The 18545-nt window shown below is 37.2% G+C and carries 14 protein-coding genes; 13 read left to right on the top strand and 1 reads right to left on the bottom strand.

The window, feature by feature from the left end:
- Window positions 1–80 precede the first annotated feature (80 nt).
- On the bottom strand, window positions 81–1988 hold the full coding sequence (locus AC625_RS22215) for a copper amine oxidase N-terminal domain-containing protein (RefSeq protein ID WP_049683259.1): 1908 nt from the start codon (window positions 1986–1988) through the stop codon (window positions 81–83).
- 1551 nt (window positions 1989–3539) lie between these two features.
- Here AC625_RS22215 and AC625_RS22205 point away from each other — a divergent pair.
- The 13 genes from AC625_RS22205 to AC625_RS22150 all read left to right on the top strand — a co-directional run bounded on the left by AC625_RS22205 (window position 3540) and on the right by AC625_RS22150 (window position 18542).
- Window positions 3540–5477: a lasso peptide isopeptide bond-forming cyclase gene (locus tag AC625_RS22205; protein ID WP_049683257.1), complete on the top strand. Its 1938-nt coding sequence runs from the start codon at window positions 3540–3542 to the stop codon at window positions 5475–5477.
- A gap of 15 nt (window positions 5478–5492) precedes the next feature.
- A complete protein-coding gene (locus tag AC625_RS27070; protein WP_156187618.1) occupies window positions 5493–5636 on the top strand; it encodes a paeninodin family lasso peptide in 144 nt (47 codons plus the stop codon).
- A gap of 616 nt (window positions 5637–6252) precedes the next feature.
- Entirely contained in the window at window positions 6253–6639 is a 387-nt protein-coding gene (locus tag AC625_RS28670) for a hypothetical protein (protein ID WP_425415465.1), read from the top strand.
- Window positions 6640–6701: 62 nt separating this feature from the next.
- On the top strand, window positions 6702–7886 hold the full coding sequence (locus AC625_RS22195; RefSeq protein WP_049683256.1) for a nucleotidyltransferase domain-containing protein: 1185 nt from the start codon (window positions 6702–6704) through the stop codon (window positions 7884–7886).
- A gap of 158 nt (window positions 7887–8044) precedes the next feature.
- The gene (locus AC625_RS22190) at window positions 8045–8635 is read left to right on the top strand and encodes a YdcF family protein (protein ID WP_049683255.1); all 591 of its coding nucleotides are present in this window, start codon (window positions 8045–8047) and stop codon (window positions 8633–8635) included.
- A gap of 426 nt (window positions 8636–9061) precedes the next feature.
- Window positions 9062–9748 carry a YveK family protein gene (locus tag AC625_RS22185; RefSeq protein ID WP_180320133.1) on the top strand — a complete coding sequence of 229 codons (687 nt, stop codon included), beginning with the start codon at window positions 9062–9064 and terminating at the stop codon, window positions 9746–9748.
- 18 nt (window positions 9749–9766) lie between these two features.
- Window positions 9767–10405, top strand: coding sequence for a CpsD/CapB family tyrosine-protein kinase (locus AC625_RS22180; protein ID WP_049683254.1), 639 nt, complete (start codon window positions 9767–9769; stop codon window positions 10403–10405).
- A 616-nt stretch (window positions 10406–11021) separates the two neighbouring features.
- Window positions 11022–12848: a polysaccharide biosynthesis protein gene (locus AC625_RS22175; RefSeq protein ID WP_049683253.1), complete on the top strand. Its 1827-nt coding sequence runs from the start codon at window positions 11022–11024 to the stop codon at window positions 12846–12848.
- Between the two features lie 26 nt (window positions 12849–12874).
- Window positions 12875–13759 (top strand): UTP--glucose-1-phosphate uridylyltransferase GalU, encoded by an 885-nt coding sequence (galU, locus tag AC625_RS22170; protein WP_049683252.1) that lies wholly within the window; start codon window positions 12875–12877, stop codon window positions 13757–13759.
- A 75-nt stretch (window positions 13760–13834) separates the two neighbouring features.
- Complete coding sequence (locus AC625_RS22165) at window positions 13835–15178, top strand: HlyD family secretion protein (RefSeq protein WP_049683251.1); 1344 nt, start codon at window positions 13835–13837, stop codon at window positions 15176–15178.
- Between the two features lie 40 nt (window positions 15179–15218).
- A complete protein-coding gene (locus tag AC625_RS22160) occupies window positions 15219–16385 on the top strand; it encodes a glycosyltransferase family 4 protein (protein WP_049683250.1) in 1167 nt (388 codons plus the stop codon).
- A complete protein-coding gene (locus AC625_RS22155; protein ID WP_049683249.1) occupies window positions 16348–17415 on the top strand; it encodes a glycosyltransferase in 1068 nt (355 codons plus the stop codon). The genes AC625_RS22160 and AC625_RS22155 overlap by 38 nt, the downstream gene beginning before the upstream one ends.
- 11 nt (window positions 17416–17426) lie before the next feature.
- Window positions 17427–18542, top strand: coding sequence for a glycosyltransferase family 1 protein (locus AC625_RS22150; RefSeq protein WP_049683248.1), 1116 nt, complete (start codon window positions 17427–17429; stop codon window positions 18540–18542).
- Window positions 18543–18545 lie beyond the last annotated feature (3 nt).

Genomic DNA, 18545 nt, shown 5'->3' with positions numbered 1-18545 from the left:
AGCTCTTTTCTATTTTAAAAAAATTTATGAGGGAAAAGGGCTTATCCTTCCTCGAATCGTTATATTGCAAAAATCTAAACTTACTCCGTTTCCACATAAATAGCAGCCGGCAAGTTAACGCCTCCAGCGTGCATAATTTCTATACTAATGGTTTCCTTTTCACCCAGTATTGTATAGTCAGGCAACATGACATATTCGGTTCCGGGTTTGAGGGTAGGGACTAAGTAAACTTCTCCGTTCATTTTCACAGCTCCGCTATACAGCCCACCTCTGCCGGCGAGTTTTACTTTTATGACTTGGGGTATTCCAGTGGGGTTGATAATTGGAATATTTACTTTGTAAGTCATACCGAAATGACCAGGATTTCCAATCGAGCCGTTGATTGTGGATAGAGATTTTTCTACAGTTAGTAGATGATCGGTTTTCCCATTAGAAATATTATAACCGACTTCAGGTGAGTCAACTGTATAGGCTGGCAAATCGGCAACAATGGTTGATTGTGGCCAAGCTCCTCTTGGGTGGGCTGCGTACTCATCAATTAAGACCGGCTCGGAATGAATTTGTGTTACGTCTTCATTGTTTTTGGCTAAAACGGTGCGAATCGTGTAATCACTCGAACCACCATTCGTAGAGCGAATATCTAAATCTTGTAAAAATCCAAGCATGTAATTTGGATATAACTCGTATGTTTCGATTGTTTTCGTTTCACCAGGTTTAATCATCATGCCTTTACTAGCTGAATTTTTCAGCCGGCCATTTAAGACTGCATCCCCAATTGGCAAGCCAACATCATAGTTATTCCAACTACTGCCACTGATCTTGCTATAACCTTTCGATTCTGTGATCTCAATACTATTACTTGTAGATGTGTTCTGAATCGTAATCGCAATCGTAGCTTTCGTTCCAAGATTATTAACATGCCATCCAAAAATCCGGTGCTCACTTGTTGTAGAAGTTGATTGGATTTTATGTTGGGCAAGTGTAGCCGTTTCCGTTGGCACGAGATCTGGTGTTAACGTCTCTGGATTATCACTCACTAATAAACTACGTGTTCCTTCTAACCGAGCACTAGGAACAGGTTCCGGGCGAGACGTCGCACCTTCGTGTTTTTTCATAAAGTCACTGACAAACATATAATGATCAAGATAAATATATAATTCTTTTTTATCCGTGAGGTTTTTTAAACTCCCCCCTAGGGCATTCACAAGAAAATGAATAGGAACATACATGTCACCTGATTGAATAAACGGTTTTTCTTCCATTAATACGGTTTCTTGATTTAAAAGAACAGTACTACTTTTATCTGAAAAAACAAAGATTAATCCGGCAATCTGTAATTCAAAATCCTGCTCAGATAGCCAAGATCCCGAAGTGTTTTCTAAGTATTGATAAAAATAGGAAGCAGGGATATATGATCTACCTTCTTTGATTACGACAGGATCATCCATGACAATTCGCTTGTTATTCATATGTAGAACATATGGATCTCCCGAAGGTGCTGGTGGGGTTTCTACGGAATCGTTTAATTTAATTTGGACCTTTTGCTGTTCTGGATCCCAGTAGACGCTGCCATCGAGGTTTTCGCTAACAAACCGTAATGGGATATAGGTACGATCCTTATACATCATGGGTGCTACATTCATTGAAATATTCTTACCATTCACTTTAGCAATCGTAGAATCAATCGTAAGATCGACTGTTTTTCCATTTTTAACGGAACTAGCTGTTAGAGCTTCTTTGTCCCAGGATACACTTGCCTGTATGGCTTCATAAAAATCTCTCATCGGCAAAAGTATATTTCCGCTCTTATTCAATATAGGATCATTGAAGTAGACTCTCTTGCCATCGATTTCAATGGAAACCTCATTTTGGCTATACAAATCTTTGCCAATAAGTGTTGCTGCAGAAACATCTACAGTGCCGATAAATAATAACGATGCTAAAGCAACCGATGTAATAGCACGTAACCCGTTTATTCTATTAATCATTGCCATTCTCCTTATATAATAGTAGTCCTATTAATTTTAACATGGAAACATTTTCTAGGTATACTATATCCACTTATTAATTATTTTCTCATTGGGCCCCAACTTATTTAGCAAACTAAAAAATGCTGATTCATCGTAAAAACATGTTGAGCCGAGAGCGCTGAAAGAGTCTGTTTAAAGGGGAAAATAAGCAATGAGCCATACTTTTAATTTTTTTATCCTACTAAATCCCCCTATGAAATGTATGTAAAAAGGAAAGTGTACCATGATTTATGGAAACAATGTTAAAATCACCATTTACTAATTAAGAGAATTGTATATTTTTTTGTATAAACCTATTAGAATATTTCGCTAATATATAATATGATTCGACAAAAATAATGATAGAAATTCCCCATTATGTGTGCGATAAAGTTTCTTATCTATAATAGAAAAAATTAGCTCAACCCCATTTGATTCTCAATACATGTAGGGGGAAGTAAAAGGGGACAGGGAAAAATGACCATAAAGTGAAAGAAGAAATAGTATGTATGAGGAGAGAATGGATGTAGGGAAGAGCATAAAAATGGATTAAAACGAGAACGTTCAGTGGGATAATTGTCGAAAAAAATTTTGACAAAATGAGTGCCATTACAGTATAGCTAGATTGAAAATATAGGAGATATGACATATAGTATTCTTAATAGAGAATTTAATTTCTTGAACAAGAACAAAATAGATCGATTATACTATAGAAAATGATAAGCATTGAAAGAGTGCAAGGCAAGAGACTTAAAGCCAATGCCTTGATAATCTGGTTCCTGCATAAGGAGTATAGAAAAATTGAATGATTTGGCGGAAAATTCAGACAATTGATGGGGACAAAAAAGAGGTTATCTATTAAGGCAGTTCCAAAACTCTAAATATCCCGTCATATATGCATAAAAAGAAAAGCTAAGATTTATATAAAAGGACGTTTTTACTATGTAAGAGGAAGTGATAGAAGTTGGAAGCAAGGAATGGAAAAAAAATCAACCCCTCTACCAAGGTATTGAGATACCAGCAGCAATTCATATATGAAATGGCCCAAAAAAGAGATCTAAAAGAATCCGACTTTGAAGAAAACCTTCTGCAAACGTTAAATAGAATTGAAACAAAGCTCGATATATTACTGATGCAGCGAAATAAATAGAAAGAACGGCATCTTTTTTACTTAATCTTTTCTTTAATAATGAAACCGCAAAAAAATCAGTACACAAAGCATTCAAAAGTGATTGACAGGTTATAGAAAGGATGATATTAAAAAAGTAACTGTTCTTTATAATGAATAACATTGAAGTGGATACTAAGTATTAATTAATGGCAGATATGATAAAGGAAATTTGCTATTTTTTATTACATGTGTGTTCTTTATATAGAACTATTGTTGTGTAGCATGATTGGGATTATGGAAGGTAGCTAAATATCACAGGACTTTCGATTTAGTCCATTCACCTTAAGAAGATGAATGAGTCACTTGGTAACAATCATCCATTATGACTCCGTTCACTAACTGCGTTCAAGGAGGAAAAAATGAGTGCAATAACCGGAATTATTCATTTTAATGACGAGCCTATATCGATTGAGAACGGTAGAGGACTAATGAATGCTTTGCAGAAATATCCTGCCGATAATGTGCAAACATGGAACGACGAGAGAACCTTTCTTGGATGTCATGCACAGTGGATTACACCTGAATCAATTGGAGAACCATTGCCTTATTATGATTATGAAGCACAATTAGCGATCACAGCTGATGCTATTATTGATAATCGTCAAGAATTATTTGAAAAATTACAAGTGGATTATGCGGACAGAAAAGGTATGCCTGATAGTAAATTAATCTTATTAAGTTACATAAAATGGGGCGAAGAATGTCCTAAATTATTAGTTGGTGACTTTGCCTTTATGATTTGGGACCAGAAAAATCAAAAGCTTTTTGGGGCAAGGGATTTTTCGGGGAGTCGTACTTTATATTTTTATAGAGGTGAAAACAAATTTGCTTTTTGTACAACGATTGCACCTCTTTTGGTACTTCCTTATGTTGAGAGGAAATTAAATGAACAGTGGTTAGCAGAGTTCTTGGCAATACCAGGTATGAATGATGCTGTTGATACTTCTATTACTGCCTTTAAAAACATTGAACAATTACCTCCCTCACACAGTTTTTCGCTAAAAGAAGGTCGTATAACATTTTCGAGATACTGCACAATTACTAATATCGGACGGTTAAACTTAAAAAATAATGAGGAATATGAAGAAGCATTTCGCCATGTGTTTCAAGATGCTGTAACTGCACGATTACGAACACATCATGGAGTAGGAGCGCATTTAAGTGGGGGATTAGACTCAAGTTCAGTTGTTAGCTTCGCTTCAAGAGCATTACGTAATGACAATAAAATATTACATACATTTAGTTCCATCCCACCTACAGATTTTATAGATTGGACACCGAAAAATACAATAGCGGATGAACGGCCATTTATTTCCTCAACTGTAGACTTCGTTGGGAATATAAGGGATCATTATTACGATTTTGCTGAAACGAATCCGTTACTAGAAATTGATGAGTTACTTCAATATTTAGAAATGCCATATAAGTTTTTTGCAAATTCTAATTGGATTGATGGCATCTTTAGAGAAGCTCGACAACAAGGAATAGGTGTTTTATTAAATGGAGGTAGGGGAAATTTAAGTGTTTCTTGGGGACCTGTTTATAACTATTACGCAATTCTTTTAAAAAGATTAAAATGGATTCGCCTTTATAAAGAATTAAATCAATATAGTAAAAAGGTTGGGGGAAATCGATTAAGAAGGGTTCCAAATATTAGTAGAATAGCCTTCCCTAGTATGAATAAATTTTTTCCAGACGAAACAGATCAATATCCTTTAATCATTAATCCTGAACTAGCCAGTAAAACGGACGTGTTCGCAAAACTTGAAGAACATGGCATTAAACAGATCCAATCTCCATACGAACATAATGTTTATGAAGAAAGAAAAAAGCACTTCGAAGAACTGTATTCTTGGAATGCGACCGGTGCTTTAGGCGCCAAGCTTTCGTTACGTTATTCGCTATGGAAACGAGATCCAACTAATGATCTAAACGTTATTCGTTTCTGTTTAACTGTACCTGAAGAGCAATACGTTCAAAATGGAGTAGGACGATCATTAATTAGAAGAGCTACGGAAACTTATTTACCTGATAAAGTCCGATTGAATCAAACAATTCGAGGTGTACAAGGAGCAGATTGTGTTCATAGAATGACGCCGTATTGGGATGATTTTATAGATGAATTAGATGTTTTGCGTAAGGATTCAAAAATAGGAGAACTAATGAACACTGAAGTTCTAAATAACGCATTTGAAAAAATGAAGCAAGGCCCACGCCAAGAGAATTCATTTGATTTAGACTATCAGATTTCAATGTATAGCTTAATTATTTATAGATTCATCAAACAATTCACATGAGAGGAGGTGAGGACAATGAAAAAGGAATGGAAAGAACCGATGCTAGAAGTGCTCCATATTGATCAAACAATGGCAAGTAGAAACTGGGGTAAATATGATGAAGGCTATAATGCCGCCCTTGGTGAAGAAGGACAAACAGGAATTCATCATGGTTCTTAATTTATTACTTACTTAATAGACTTAACCTAATTTAATGCCCTTATCCAGGAAAATACTGCATAAGGGCATTATTTGAGGTAATTTTATTTATCATTTGGAGTGAATATTTATAGTGATATTCTTCTACCAGAATTGCATCAACAGTTGGAGTTAATTAAGTAAGCTATAGCAGATATTAGAATTGAAATGGTGATTTAAGCTAGTTGTAGAGGAAGTTATCTCCTTCAAAAAGGCAATTTGTCGTTAAAGGGAATTTAGTAGTGTTTCAGATTGAGGATATTGCTATATTTTCAATTCAAGATGGAGATAAATTCATCGTTTCCCCATTACTTGATTTCCAAGAAGACATCATTAGGAGTTATGTATTAGTGATTATTAATGCAAAGAAGTATACTCCCGTCACACGGTAGTGCAGTAGCGATTCATGGCAAGGCATATATATTTATCGGTGATTCAGATTCTGGAAAATCGACATTGGCAACAGCATTCCTAATCAAGGGTTTCAATTTCTAAGCGATGACGTTATCTCCATATCTCTTTCCGAAGATCAACTTCCTTTTGTTACCCAGCCTATCCTCAGCAAAAGTTATGATAGGAAAGTCTAGCAGAGTTTGAAATGGAATCAAATCATTATCATTCTTTATATGGGCGAGAAATGAAATATTGTATCCCTGCTCACACACAATACTTTGCAGAGCCCTTACCTCTTGCTGGTATTGTTGAATTAGTCAAAACAGAAAATGAAGAGGTTGAAATTCACTCAATCCAAGGACTTGAGCGAATTCGTACACTCTCTTACCATCATACATATCGTAATTTTCTTATCCCACGATTAGGGGGAATGGAATGGCATTTTAAGACTTCGGCAAGAATCATCAACCACATTGATATGTACCGATTACGTCGTCCGGTTTCTGGCTTCACAGCTTATCAATTAAAAGTGAAGGAGTCATTCATAATTAAGAGTCGAATTAATACTTTAGGATACGCGTTTTTTACATAGTTTGGGTGATGTTATATGTAACAAGGTGAAAAACTGCAATAATCGCAATTAAGGAGAATACAATGAATAATAATAACAATCTTAATTTAGCACTTATCCCTAAAGAGTTAACATTCATACTTGAAATCCTAAATGAAAAAAGTGATGATCTGCTCCTACAAAAAAGTGAAGTTTGGCTGAAAGAAATCGATTGGCATTTGTTTTTTAAGCAAGCCATGCACCATCGAGTTTATCCATTGTTATTTTCCAAGTTGAAAAAGCACGAAAACCTTGTACCTCTAAATGTTCTTCAAACCTTACAGCACGAGTATAAAAGAAACACTTTTCAAATGCTACATCTTACTGCAGAAATGGAAAAAGTAAGTGAACTGTTGACAGACCATCATATTCAGATCTTGTTTCTAAAAGGTCCCATGCTTGGCTCTGAGCTCTACGGAGATATTTCCCTTCGTACATCTGGCGATTTAGATGTACTTGTACCCTTAGAGAAACTTTCTAAGGTGGAAGATATATTAATTCAAAATGGATATGAGAAAAATGACTATTTTCAAACCGTATTGAGTGATTGGAAATGGAGACATCATCATATAACTTTTTTCCATCCGAAAACAAACATTAAACTTGAAGTTCATTGGAGATTAAACCCTGGACCTAGTATGGAACCATGTTTTAATGAATTGTGGGAAAGAAAGAGAATCAGTGAAATTACTAGTTATCCGACATATATATTAGGGAATGAGGATTTATTTTTCTTTCTTGTTACGCATGGGGCACGTCATGGCTGGTCACGGCTTCGATGGTTAATCGATATTCATCAAATCGTAAAGAAAGAACAAGATTGGGTCGCGCTTAACAAAACGTTAAGAAAGTACCATTACCAACAATTAGGTGGCCAAGCCATGCTGTTAAGTTCAGAACTTCTAGGAACAACTATTTCAAAAGGAATGAAACCCTTGATTCAAGGAAGCCACTCAAAACAATTAGCCCAAAAGACCATCTTCTATCTAGAAAGAATGGTGAACTTACATACGGAACCAGTTCCTGAAGATATATCAAAATTTCATCAACGCTATTTATATTCTCTTATGTCTACACAGCAGAAGTTCTTATATATCTTAAGTTGGATGTATCCATATCCTACAGATGTCGAAACCTTACCGTTACCTAAAAAAATTCACTTCTTATATTTTCCCTTGCGCCCCATCTTATGTATGTGGAGAAAAATGAGGAAACAGGCCTTTTCCTAGGAGGGAAATGACAATTATAGTGATGGCCCATCGTTGATTAATCAGTCGCTGCTTATCAAGTGAATGGTTTGGAACAAGGGGAAACTTAAAAGGTTTAAGTTAGAGTCTTTAAGAAGCAATAGAAAGTCTCCATTAGAGAGTAATGAGAGGAAAGTGTAATGGTTAAACGTAAATGGGTAATCTTGACGATGATTGGAATCGTCCTTACGGTTATGACTTTGATGAAAGAGGCGGGGGATTTTCTTGTCATTAATGAAAAGCCAGTGAAATCTGACGTAATCATTGTTTTAAGTGGTGGGGGAATTGAGCGTTTGGAACAAGGTGTTGGGCTATATAACCAAGGATTTGCATCTTATATTATGATTTCAAACGGCCAAGAGGACGGTTTATACGAGGCTGCGCTAAAAATGGGGGTACCTATTGATTCCATTATCCTAGAAAACCATGCAAGCAGTACGACGGAAAATGCGTTATTTACGAAAAAACTAATGGTTGAGCATCAATTTCATTCGGCTATAGTCGTTTCCTCCAACTATCATATGAGAAGGGTGAAAAGCAATTTTACAAAGGCCATTTCAAAAAGCAGAATTAAGCTCCTATATTCTTCGGTTCCTGATAATGGATATGACTCGAGTAGATGGTGGAAAACAAAGGAAGGTCGACAAACAACTTATATGGAGTATGCTAAACTCACGGGTAATTTCTTTGGATTTCATGGGAACGATGCTAAGAAGGTATTTGTTCAATGATTCTCACTTCATTGATAGAAAGATATCTGATTAATCAAGAGGACATAGGGAAATTTAAACATCCCTTTCTAATAGCTTTTTTGGATAAAAGGTGTAAATAGTATTCTTTTAAAATAGTGATACAAATATAATCCTTTATAGTTATTAAATTTATGCTAGAAATGCTCAGTCAAACAATATAATAATTAAAGAAAATAGGCTTGACTCGTTCTTTATAATGAACTAATATGAATATATAAATGCTACATTAGGCCTAAAATTTAAGTGGATATGTGGATTTAAGTTCGATTTCAGATTAATAGGAAAAAAAATTTGGGTATTTAGTTCTTTGTAAAGAACAACAAAGTGAAGGCCGTGTCTGTAAGCTTCATGTTAAAAATGGTGTTTATGCACCACGAATGGTATGAAATGGTATTGGAGGTTGTCATGCAAAAAGAAATAAACCTTAAAGTGTTGTTTGGTGTCATAAAAAAACGGTTTTTGCTATTATTCATTATTACAGCCATTACTACAGCAGCAAGTGGGTACTATAGCATGACATTAGAGGCACCTCCGCCCGTCTATCAATCTACTGCAAGCGTTTTTCTCAATATGGAAGAGAATAACGCCTCCAATACGTTAGAAGTCATTCTTAGAGATCCTACTGTGTTAAGTAAGGTTATTGAAGAGTTGGGTCTAAATACGTCATTAGATAATCTGGATAAACAAATTACATTTGTAAATGAGGGTGGCTCGAAAATTGTCAAAATTACAGTCTCAGATACGAATCCAGAATTAGCAGCGAACATAGCGAATTCAACAGCGGGCATCTTTACCAAACAAGTTGGCAGCATACTAGGCATATACGAAACGAGAATGATATCAGAGGCACAGATTAATAAAGCCCCTATTTTAGTTGAGTCAGAGTCAACATCGACATTAAAGTATTTAGTCATTGGATTTGGTATCGGGCTCGTACTCAGTGTCGGAATCGTGCTGTTTCTAGATAGTTTAGACGAAACCGTTCATTCGGAACGTGAAATTGAGCAACTAGTAGACCTACCGACAATCGGATCGATTGTGAAAATGAACAGAAAAAATATGAAAAGCAAAAATAGAAAACGAACTGGCTAAAACGATGAGGTGGATCAAATGGCAATTAAAGAAAAGGAAAGAGGTTTAATTTCATATACTAGTCCTGATTCATCGATATCTGAACAATATCGGACCATTCGCACAAATATTCAATTTTCGTCTATTGATTATAAGTATCGAACATTGATTATCACTTCTCCAGGCTATCGAGAAGGAAAATCGACAACGGTTACGAATCTAGCTATATCCATGGTACAGCAAGGAGAAAAAGTATTAGTTGTTGATGCTGACTTGCGAATGCCGACATTGCATACAATGTTTGACATTGAAAATACGTCAGGGCTGGCTAACGTTCTTACTGGAGAAACAACATTTGAAGAAGCGGTAAAACGAACGGAAATTGAAAGATTAGCGGTTTTAACAAGCGGACCGGTTCCATTCAATCCGGCTGATTTGCTTTCTTCGTCGGCTTTGGATAAATTGATTGGAATAGCACAAGAGCTTTATACGGTTATCCTATTTGATACCCCTCCAGTTTTGGAGCTAACAGATGCAAGAATTTTGGCAAATAAATGTGAAGGCACCATTTTAGTCGTGTGCAACGGCAAGACAAAAGCGGAAGAGATAGTAGAGGCAAAGAGATTATTGGAGCTTGCACGAGCGAAGTGTGTAGGTGTGATTCTCAATAAAAAGTGAATGAAAAAAATTTTAATCTTTTTGTTCTCTTTTAAGAACAAAAATGATTTTTATAATGAATGTGAAGAGTTATATAAGAAATTTAGCCAATGGAAAGTAAGAGCCTTCTACAAAACTTGAATAGAAGAATAAGATCCAGTTAGGGCTGAAGGAAAACCCTTGCTGATTGTTTATTATATTGGCGATGTCTCCTTGCCGTTATCAATGGAGATACTCGATCATGCTGTGGGTTTTAAACAAACCTTAGACGCTAGTCGTCAAAAGTGTGGTGTGAGGGAGGGTTGAATGCCCTATTTATCTTTCATTAAAGTTTTTAACTATATGGTCTTTAGTCCATATTGATGGGCATTATTATGCTCACTGACGGAAGAATCACCCCATGAAAAGGATGTATAGTTAAGCACTTTACTATTAATAAGGAGTGGCAAGCAAAAGGTGGGAAATATAGATCAGTTCCCGAAGTCTATTAAGAAGACGGTCCGCTACATCAAACAAGATGCATCAAAAGAACAAGTGGAAGAGATTAGAAAGCCCATAGAATAGGCCATTAAAAGAGGCATGACAATTTTAAAGAAAACATCTTACTATAATTATCAATGTTGAAAGGGTGAGTATTTTGACATATCGTCAGAGATTGTCATTGATAGCCTTCATAGATTCGGCCATCGTATTGACAGCCATTTTTTTTAGTAGTTTTTTAGTGAATGCTGACCTCCATGTCATAACGATACCTGTAGTCATATACTCTGTTACTTTATTACTCGGTCATCATCTATTTTCTTATCTTTATAAGCTTTATAAAAAGTCATGGGAATATGCAAGTATAGGAGAGTTATTAATTATTTTCAAAGTGATTACCTTTACGATTATCATGACAGCTGCCGTTCAACTAATCATTAGTCAAAACATATACTTCCGTTTGCTTGCCACAACATGGATGCTGCATATGTTATTAATTGGAGGATCGCGTTTTACTTGGAGAATGTTTCGGGACTTGTATATGAAGAAAGACGATAACAAAAAGCGAACGCTAATTATCGGGGCTGGTTCTGCGGGGGCGATGATTGCAAGACAGTTGCTAAATAATCATCATGCAGAACTATTGCCTGTCGCATTTATTGATGATGATGTAAAAAAACACCATCTGGATATACTTGGGATTCCGGTATTTGGTGGTGTGGAACATATTGAAACGACTGTTAAAGAACTGAGTATTGAGAATGTGGTGATCGCCATTCCCTCTCTAAGTAAAAAGGAACTAAATGTAATTTTCCAAGAATGTGCGAAGACAAAGGTGAAAACGCAAATTCTTCCAATGATTGAAGATCTGGCAACAGGCAAGGTTTCGGTTAATCAATTTCGAGACGTACAGGTAGAGGACTTGTTAGGTAGGGACCCAGTCGAATTAAATATGGATAGCATTTCTGATTATGTCACAAATAAAGTGGTATTAGTTACTGGCGCAGGAGGATCAATCGGTTCGGAGATTTGTCGTCAACTTGCAAAATTCAATCCTGCAACGCTCATTTTATTAGGGCATGGGGAGAACAGTATCTACACGATTGAAATAGAATTAAAGGATTTATACAAAAATACGGCTATTGAATTTATAACGGAGATTGCGGATTTACAAGATGAAATGAAAATGGCGGCGGTTATGAGCACCTATCATCCTCATGTTGTCTACCACGCTGCTGCCCATAAGCATGTGCCGTTAATGGAACGAAATCCGGAAGAAGCGGTAAAAAACAATGTGATTGGAACAATGAATGCTGCTAAAGCAGCAAGTCAGAATGATGTTGAATCGTTTGTCATGATTTCGACTGATAAAGCGGTGAACCCGACGAGCGTCATGGGATCAACAAAAAGGATTGCTGAAATGATCATTCAATACATGGATCAAACGAGTAAGACGAAGTTTGTGGCTGTGCGTTTTGGAAATGTATTGGGTAGCCGTGGAAGTGTAATTCCTCGCTTTAAGAAACAAATTGAAATGGGTGGACCGGTTACGGTTACTCATCCTGATATGATTCGTTATTTTATGACGATACCGGAAGCATCAAGACTCGTCATTCAAGCTGGCGCGTTTGCTAGAGGTGGGGAAATTTTTGTGCTGGACATGGGAGAGCCGGTGAAGATAGTCGATCTTGCGAAGAACCTAATTAAACTATCTGGAAACACGGTAGAGGACATTGGCATAGAGTTCACAGGAATAAGACCCGGTGAAAAGCTTTTTGAAGAATTATTTAAAGACAATGAGGTAGAGGAGCAGCACGTATACCCGAAAATTTACATAGGCAAAACAACAAATATTTCGATAGAAGAAATTGAAACGGTCATCTCGACTTATCCAATTCTTGATAGAGAGAAACTAAGGGAAGAGCTATTAGCGATAGCTAATCATAACGTAGCCACGAAAAAGTTAGTTTCAATGTCCGTATGAATTTTTAAAAGGGAGCGTATGAAAAGATGAAAGTAAAAAAAGCTATTATACCAGCGGCAGGACTTGGTACAAGATTTCTTCCTGCTACAAAGGCGATGCCTAAAGAAATGCTTCCAATCGTTGATAAGCCAACCATCCAATATATTATAGAGGAAGCGGTAGAGTCAGGGATTGAAGATATTATTATTGTAACGGGAAAGGGAAAAAGGGCGATTGAGGATCATTTCGACCACTCCTTTGAATTGGAACATCATTTATTGGAAAAGGGTAAGTTTGATTTGCTAGATAAGGTCCAAAAGCCATCTAAACTGGTGGATATTCATTATATTCGTCAAAAAGAGCCACGGGGATTAGGGCATGCGATTTGGTGTGCTCGTAAATTTATCGGCAACGAACCGTTTGCGGTGTTGTTAGGCGATGACATTGTAAAAGCAGAGAAACCTTGCTTAAAGCAAATGATTGAACAATATGAGCGTCACAATTCATCCGTTATTGGTGTACAGCACGTAGAGGATGATGAGGTTTCAAGATATGGTATTGTCGATGGGACAATGATTGGTGAGCGTTTTTATAATGTGAACAGTTTAGTTGAGAAGCCAAAGAAAGAAGAGGCACCTTCCAATCTAGCTATATTGGGCCGTTATATATTGAGTCCAAAAATTTTTGAGATTTTAAGTAAGCAGGAACCGGGTGCAGGAGGAGAGATTCAGCTTACCGATGCGATTGCAGAACTGAACAAGTACGAAGCCGTGTATGCATACGATTTTGAAGGTGTCCGATATGATGTTGGCGAAAAGATGGGGTTTATCAAGACAACAATCGAATTTGCCCTACAGCATCCGGAGTTAAAGAATGAAGTATTAGATTATCTTTCAATGGTTATGGAAAAAGAGCTATCCCGAAAAAACTAAAGAATAAAGGAAGAAAATGAGTCAGGCAATCAATTAGGATACCAAGGAATGGCTATAAAAAGGAGAGGGACTTTGATGCAATTCAAGAAATTAGGAGCTACTATATGTAGTATTGCACTATTAAGTATAGGTATCACAGGTACACAAGCTGCTAAACCAACTTTGAAACAGGTGGAAGCACAAGCCAATTCCGAAGAAGGTATAACGCTAAGCGGACGGGCTGAACCGTATGAAGAAGTGCTTGTGTCTCCATCCATTGAGGGGAAAATCAAAAATGTTTTTACCGACTTAGGTTCTTATGTAGAACAAGGACAAAAACTAGCAGAACTGGATGAAGGGGATCTGGCTGCTGAAGTCAAACAGGCAGAAGATCAAATAAAAATTGTTGAAGCACAAGGGAATTTAACGGCTCTGGAGCAACAGATTGCTCTTAATCAAACAATGGCAAGTCTTAATCAGACCACAACGGTAAGCCATAATACGACTACGCCGACACCAGAGTCTCCAAAGCTACCAGCAGCAGCACCAGCAGCACCAGCATCGTCGTCAGGGCAACCTGAATTAGAAGCTGCTAAAAATGCAGTGAAGGATGCGGAACTAACGCTTAATGCGGTAACAGAAGAATGGACAAAGACAAGTGAACTGTTTGAGGCTGGAGATGTTTCCCAAGAAGAAATAGATCAGGCCGCAATAGCAAAAGATCAGGCGGAAATTGAACTGGAGAGTGCGAAGAAAAAGGTGGAAGTGGAGACAGTCAGAGCAGAGACAGTCAAAGCTAGTATCCAACAAAAGTACGAAGAAGAAAAAAAGAAGTATGAACAAGAAAAAGCGAAGTATGGACAAGAAAAAGCGAAGTATGAACAAGATAGAGCAAAGTACGAGCGGGAAAAAACAAAGTATACTCAAGAAGCAAATCAAGCTGCGCAGAAAAAAAACAACACAGCACAAGATACAATGAAACTTCAAAAGGAGTCTTCCTCTGTAACTAGTCAGATGACACAAATTTCCGTTGAAAATGCAAAAGCAGAACTTGAAGCAATTCGCGCCCGTTATAACAATTTGCAGATAGTCGCCCCTGTTAACGGATTTATTACCGAGAAAAAAGGGAGAATCGGGGAAGTGGTTTCATCTGGGCTCCCGTTATTTGTAATTACGAACCTAGATAAGCTTTACATTAGCATCGATGTTCCAGAAAGCATGATTAATCGTTGGAAGGAAGACCAATCGGTAAAAGTAGAGATTCCAACACAGAAGATCAAGGTTGATGGAAAGGTTGTTTATGTTGGATTAATGTCAAATGAAAATAAACAAACATATCCAGTCAAGGTGTTAATCGACAATGCTGATCATAAAATCAAAGGGGGCATGAAGGCCGTCGTCAACTGGAAGGTGGAAAAGGAAGACAAAAAGCCCCAATAATCAAAAGGTACGATAACTAAAAGACCTGAGGGTGATAAAAATGTCTGGAAGAATCCTGTTTTGCGCAACGGTCGATTATCATTTTAAAGCATTTCACTTGCCATATATGAAATGGTTTAAAGAACAGGGCTGGGAGGTCCATGTTGCAGCAAGTGGCAACATGGATCTTTCCTATGTAGATGAAAAGTATGATCTCCCTATTCAAAGGTCGCCATTTAATTCCGTAAATCTTCGTGCTTATAAAGAATTAAAAGCGATTATTGATCAAAAAAGGTACCAAATTATTCATTGTCATACACCAATGGGGGGCGTCCTTGCACGATTGGCTGCACGCCAGGCAAGGAAAGTTGGAACCAAGGTCATCTATACGGCTCACGGCTTTCACTTTTGCAAAGGGGCCCCGCTTTTGAACTGGATGGTTTACTATCCGATTGAAAAAAGACTAGCTCGATACACAGATTGTCTCATCACCATTAATGAAGAGGATTATAACTTGGCTGTTAACCATAATTTCAAGGCAAAGAAAATCGAACTCGTTCATGGTGTTGGTGTTGATACAAATCAATATAAACCGGTGAGTGAAAAGAAGAAGCATGAATTAAGAAAATCGTACGGGTATAACCGGGACGATTTTTTTCTGTTTTACGCAGCTGAATTTAATAGAAATAAAAATCAACAGCTATTAATTCATGCCCTTGCCTTACTTAAAGATGATGTGCCGAACGTAAAGCTGCTGCTAGCAGGGGACGGACCTTTACTAAATGAGTGCGAAGAGTTAGCTATCAAGCTAGGAGTGGAAAAGATGGTTCACTTCCTTGGCTATCGGAACGACATCCAATCATTATTGTCGATAAGTGATGTGGCTGTCGCTTCAAGTCTACGGGAAGGACTTCCGGTCAATATTATGGAAGCGATGGCGTGTGGTCTGCCTGTAGTCGCGAGTGAAAATAGAGGGCATAGAGAGTTGATTAAAGATCAAGTAAATGGCTACGTTATACCACCTGAAAACTTTCGGCTATTCTCTGCGCGGCTATTGGAACTTGTACAGTCGAATGATAGAAGAGAAAAAATGGGTATGGAAAGTGTGAGTCACCTGAAAACATACTCACTATCCCAAGTCGGTTCAGAACTAAGCAAAATTTATACCCATTATATGTTGGAGGATATTCATGGATCCAAAAGTCAGCATAATCGTGCCTATATATAATGTAGAAAGTTATTTAAGCAGATGCTTAGATAGTTTGCTATCACAGAGTCTAAAAGAAATTGAAATTATCGCAGTAAATGATGGCTCTATAGACAACAGCTTAGAAATGCTAAAGCAGTATGCTAAAGAAGATAAACGAATTGTCATCATAGAAAAGGAAAACGGCGGTGTGTCATCAGCAAGAAATGAAGGATTACTTGTAGCAAAAGCACCATACATTGGTTTTGTTGACCCAGATGATTGGATAGACAAAGAGATGTATGAACAATTATATCAATCTGCGATACAGGATAAAGCTGATATCGTCATGTGCACATACACCCGAGAATTTGGAACACATGCAAAAGAAAAGAAGTTCAAGATGCCCGAAAAGGTATGTTATAAAAATGACGAAGTACAACTTGAGGTTATGAGACGTTTGGTAGGCCCGATGAAAGAAGAGGTAGCCAATCCGGAACTTCTGGATGCATGGGGAACCGTATGGTCAAAGCTATATCGCGCCGAGATTATTAGAGAAAATAGCCTAAAGTTTATCGATCTTAAACGAATAGGAACGAACGAAGACTCCCTTTTTAATATACATACATGTTATTACGCAAATACATTTGTCTTTCTCAATAAACCGTTTTATCATTACTGGCGCTCAAATGAAACATCGGTTACATCCGGATATAAACCAAATTTAAAGGATCAATGGTTCACACTTTACAGCATGATTGAAAGCTTTTTACTGGAAAAAAATATGCCGGAACCTTTCTATCAAGCCCTCAATAACCGTATCTGTCTGAATACATTGGGACTTGGATTAAACACCATAAGTAAAAGTAACAAAGAACCTGTATTGAAAAAAATTAAGAAACTAAGTTCAATTCTAAGTGATAAACGTATAAAGCGCTCCTACAAGCAATTTGAGATGATCTATTTTCCCATTGTTTGGCGAGCGTTTTATTTTTGTGCAAAGTCGAGATTTGCAACCGGCTTTTATGTCATGCTGGTCGCTATGAATTCACTTAGAAAGCTTATTAGATAGGAGTGATATGTGTGGAACCGATTCGAATCCTGCAAGTAGTTACCATCATGAATCGCGGTGGACTTGAGACGATGTTGATGAATTATTACCGGCAGATGGATCGCAATAAGATACAGTTTGATTTTATGGTTCATCGAACGGAAGAAGGCCATTATGATGCTGAAATTTTGAGCCTTGGGGGAAAGATTTATCGAATGCCACAAATCCGACCTGGAAATTATCGTTTGTATTTTAAACAGCTTCATCATTTTTTCACTGTCCATTCAGAATACAAAGTGGTTCACTCCCATATTAACGAAAATAGCAGTTTTGTGCTCAGGGCAGCTAAGAGAGTCGGAGTTCCGTGCCGCATTGCTCATAGCCATTTAAGTGATTTGGGTATTGATCTAAAGCTACCTTTTCGCTTATATGCGAGATTTACCATGAAGGATAACCCGAATCAGTATTTTGCTTGTTCAAAAAATGCGGGAAAATGGCTATTTGGACAAAGAGTACCCGCTTCGAAGGAAATAACCGTTCTTAATAATGCGGTGAACGTAGATGAATTTAAATATGACGGGAAGATTCGCAGTAAGATAAGGAATGAGTTTAATGCTGGAAATAAATTAGTTTTGGGCCATATTGGTCGGTTTAATAAACAGAAAAATCATGAATTTCTAATTGAGATATTTAAAGTTTTACATCATAAACAGCCCAATTCGATGCTCGTTATGGCGGGTGAAGGTCATTTGAAACCATTTATAGAAAAGAAAGTTGCCGACTTAGGGTTATCTTCAAGTGTGATGTTTTTAGGTATTCGAGAAGATGTATCTAACATTATGCAAGGAATGGATTTGTTTCTATTTCCATCACTTTTTGAAGGGCTACCAGTTGTTTTAGTGGAAGCGCAGGCTGCAGGTCTGAAATGTGTGGTGTCAGATACGATTACAAGTGAAACAGATGTTTCAGGTCGGATTGAATTTGTAAATCTAAAAGCGTCACCAGAAGAATGGGCAAATAGGATCCTGTCTTCTTCATATGAACACACCGATACAGCAGAGCTTTTACGTCAAAATGGATTTGATACCGTAACAATGGCTAAATGGTTGACAGAATACTATGCAGAACATGCTTTGCAAGCAAGATAAACT

Source organism: Peribacillus loiseleuriae (assembly GCF_001183985.1).
Lineage (GTDB): Bacteria > Bacillota > Bacilli > Bacillales > DSM-1321 > Peribacillus > Peribacillus loiseleuriae.
The sequence above is the reverse complement of the archived record's forward strand: the minus strand, read 5'-3'. Positions and strand labels throughout refer to the sequence as shown.

Excerpts from the sequence above, each read along its gene's own strand:
- AC625_RS22215 (WP_049683259.1), bottom strand. The coding sequence starts at position 1,988 with ATGATTAATAGAATAAACGGGTTACGTGCTATTACATCGGTTGCTTTA.
- AC625_RS22205 (WP_049683257.1), top strand. The coding sequence starts at position 3,540 with ATGAGTGCAATAACCGGAATTATTCATTTTAATGACGAGCCTATATCG.
- AC625_RS27070 (WP_156187618.1), top strand. The coding sequence starts at position 5,493 with ATGAAAAAGGAATGGAAAGAACCGATGCTAGAAGTGCTCCATATTGAT.
- AC625_RS28670 (WP_425415465.1), top strand. The coding sequence starts at position 6,253 with ATGGAATCAAATCATTATCATTCTTTATATGGGCGAGAAATGAAATAT.
- AC625_RS22195 (WP_049683256.1), top strand. The coding sequence starts at position 6,702 with ATGAATAATAATAACAATCTTAATTTAGCACTTATCCCTAAAGAGTTA.
- AC625_RS22190 (WP_049683255.1), top strand. The coding sequence starts at position 8,045 with ATGGTTAAACGTAAATGGGTAATCTTGACGATGATTGGAATCGTCCTT.
- AC625_RS22185 (WP_180320133.1), top strand. The coding sequence starts at position 9,062 with ATGCAAAAAGAAATAAACCTTAAAGTGTTGTTTGGTGTCATAAAAAAA.
- AC625_RS22180 (WP_049683254.1), top strand. The coding sequence starts at position 9,767 with ATGGCAATTAAAGAAAAGGAAAGAGGTTTAATTTCATATACTAGTCCT.
- galU (WP_049683252.1), top strand. The coding sequence starts at position 12,875 with ATGAAAGTAAAAAAAGCTATTATACCAGCGGCAGGACTTGGTACAAGA.
- AC625_RS22165 (WP_049683251.1), top strand. The coding sequence starts at position 13,835 with ATGCAATTCAAGAAATTAGGAGCTACTATATGTAGTATTGCACTATTA.
- AC625_RS22160 (WP_049683250.1), top strand. The coding sequence starts at position 15,219 with ATGTCTGGAAGAATCCTGTTTTGCGCAACGGTCGATTATCATTTTAAA.
- AC625_RS22155 (WP_049683249.1), top strand. The coding sequence starts at position 16,348 with ATGGATCCAAAAGTCAGCATAATCGTGCCTATATATAATGTAGAAAGT.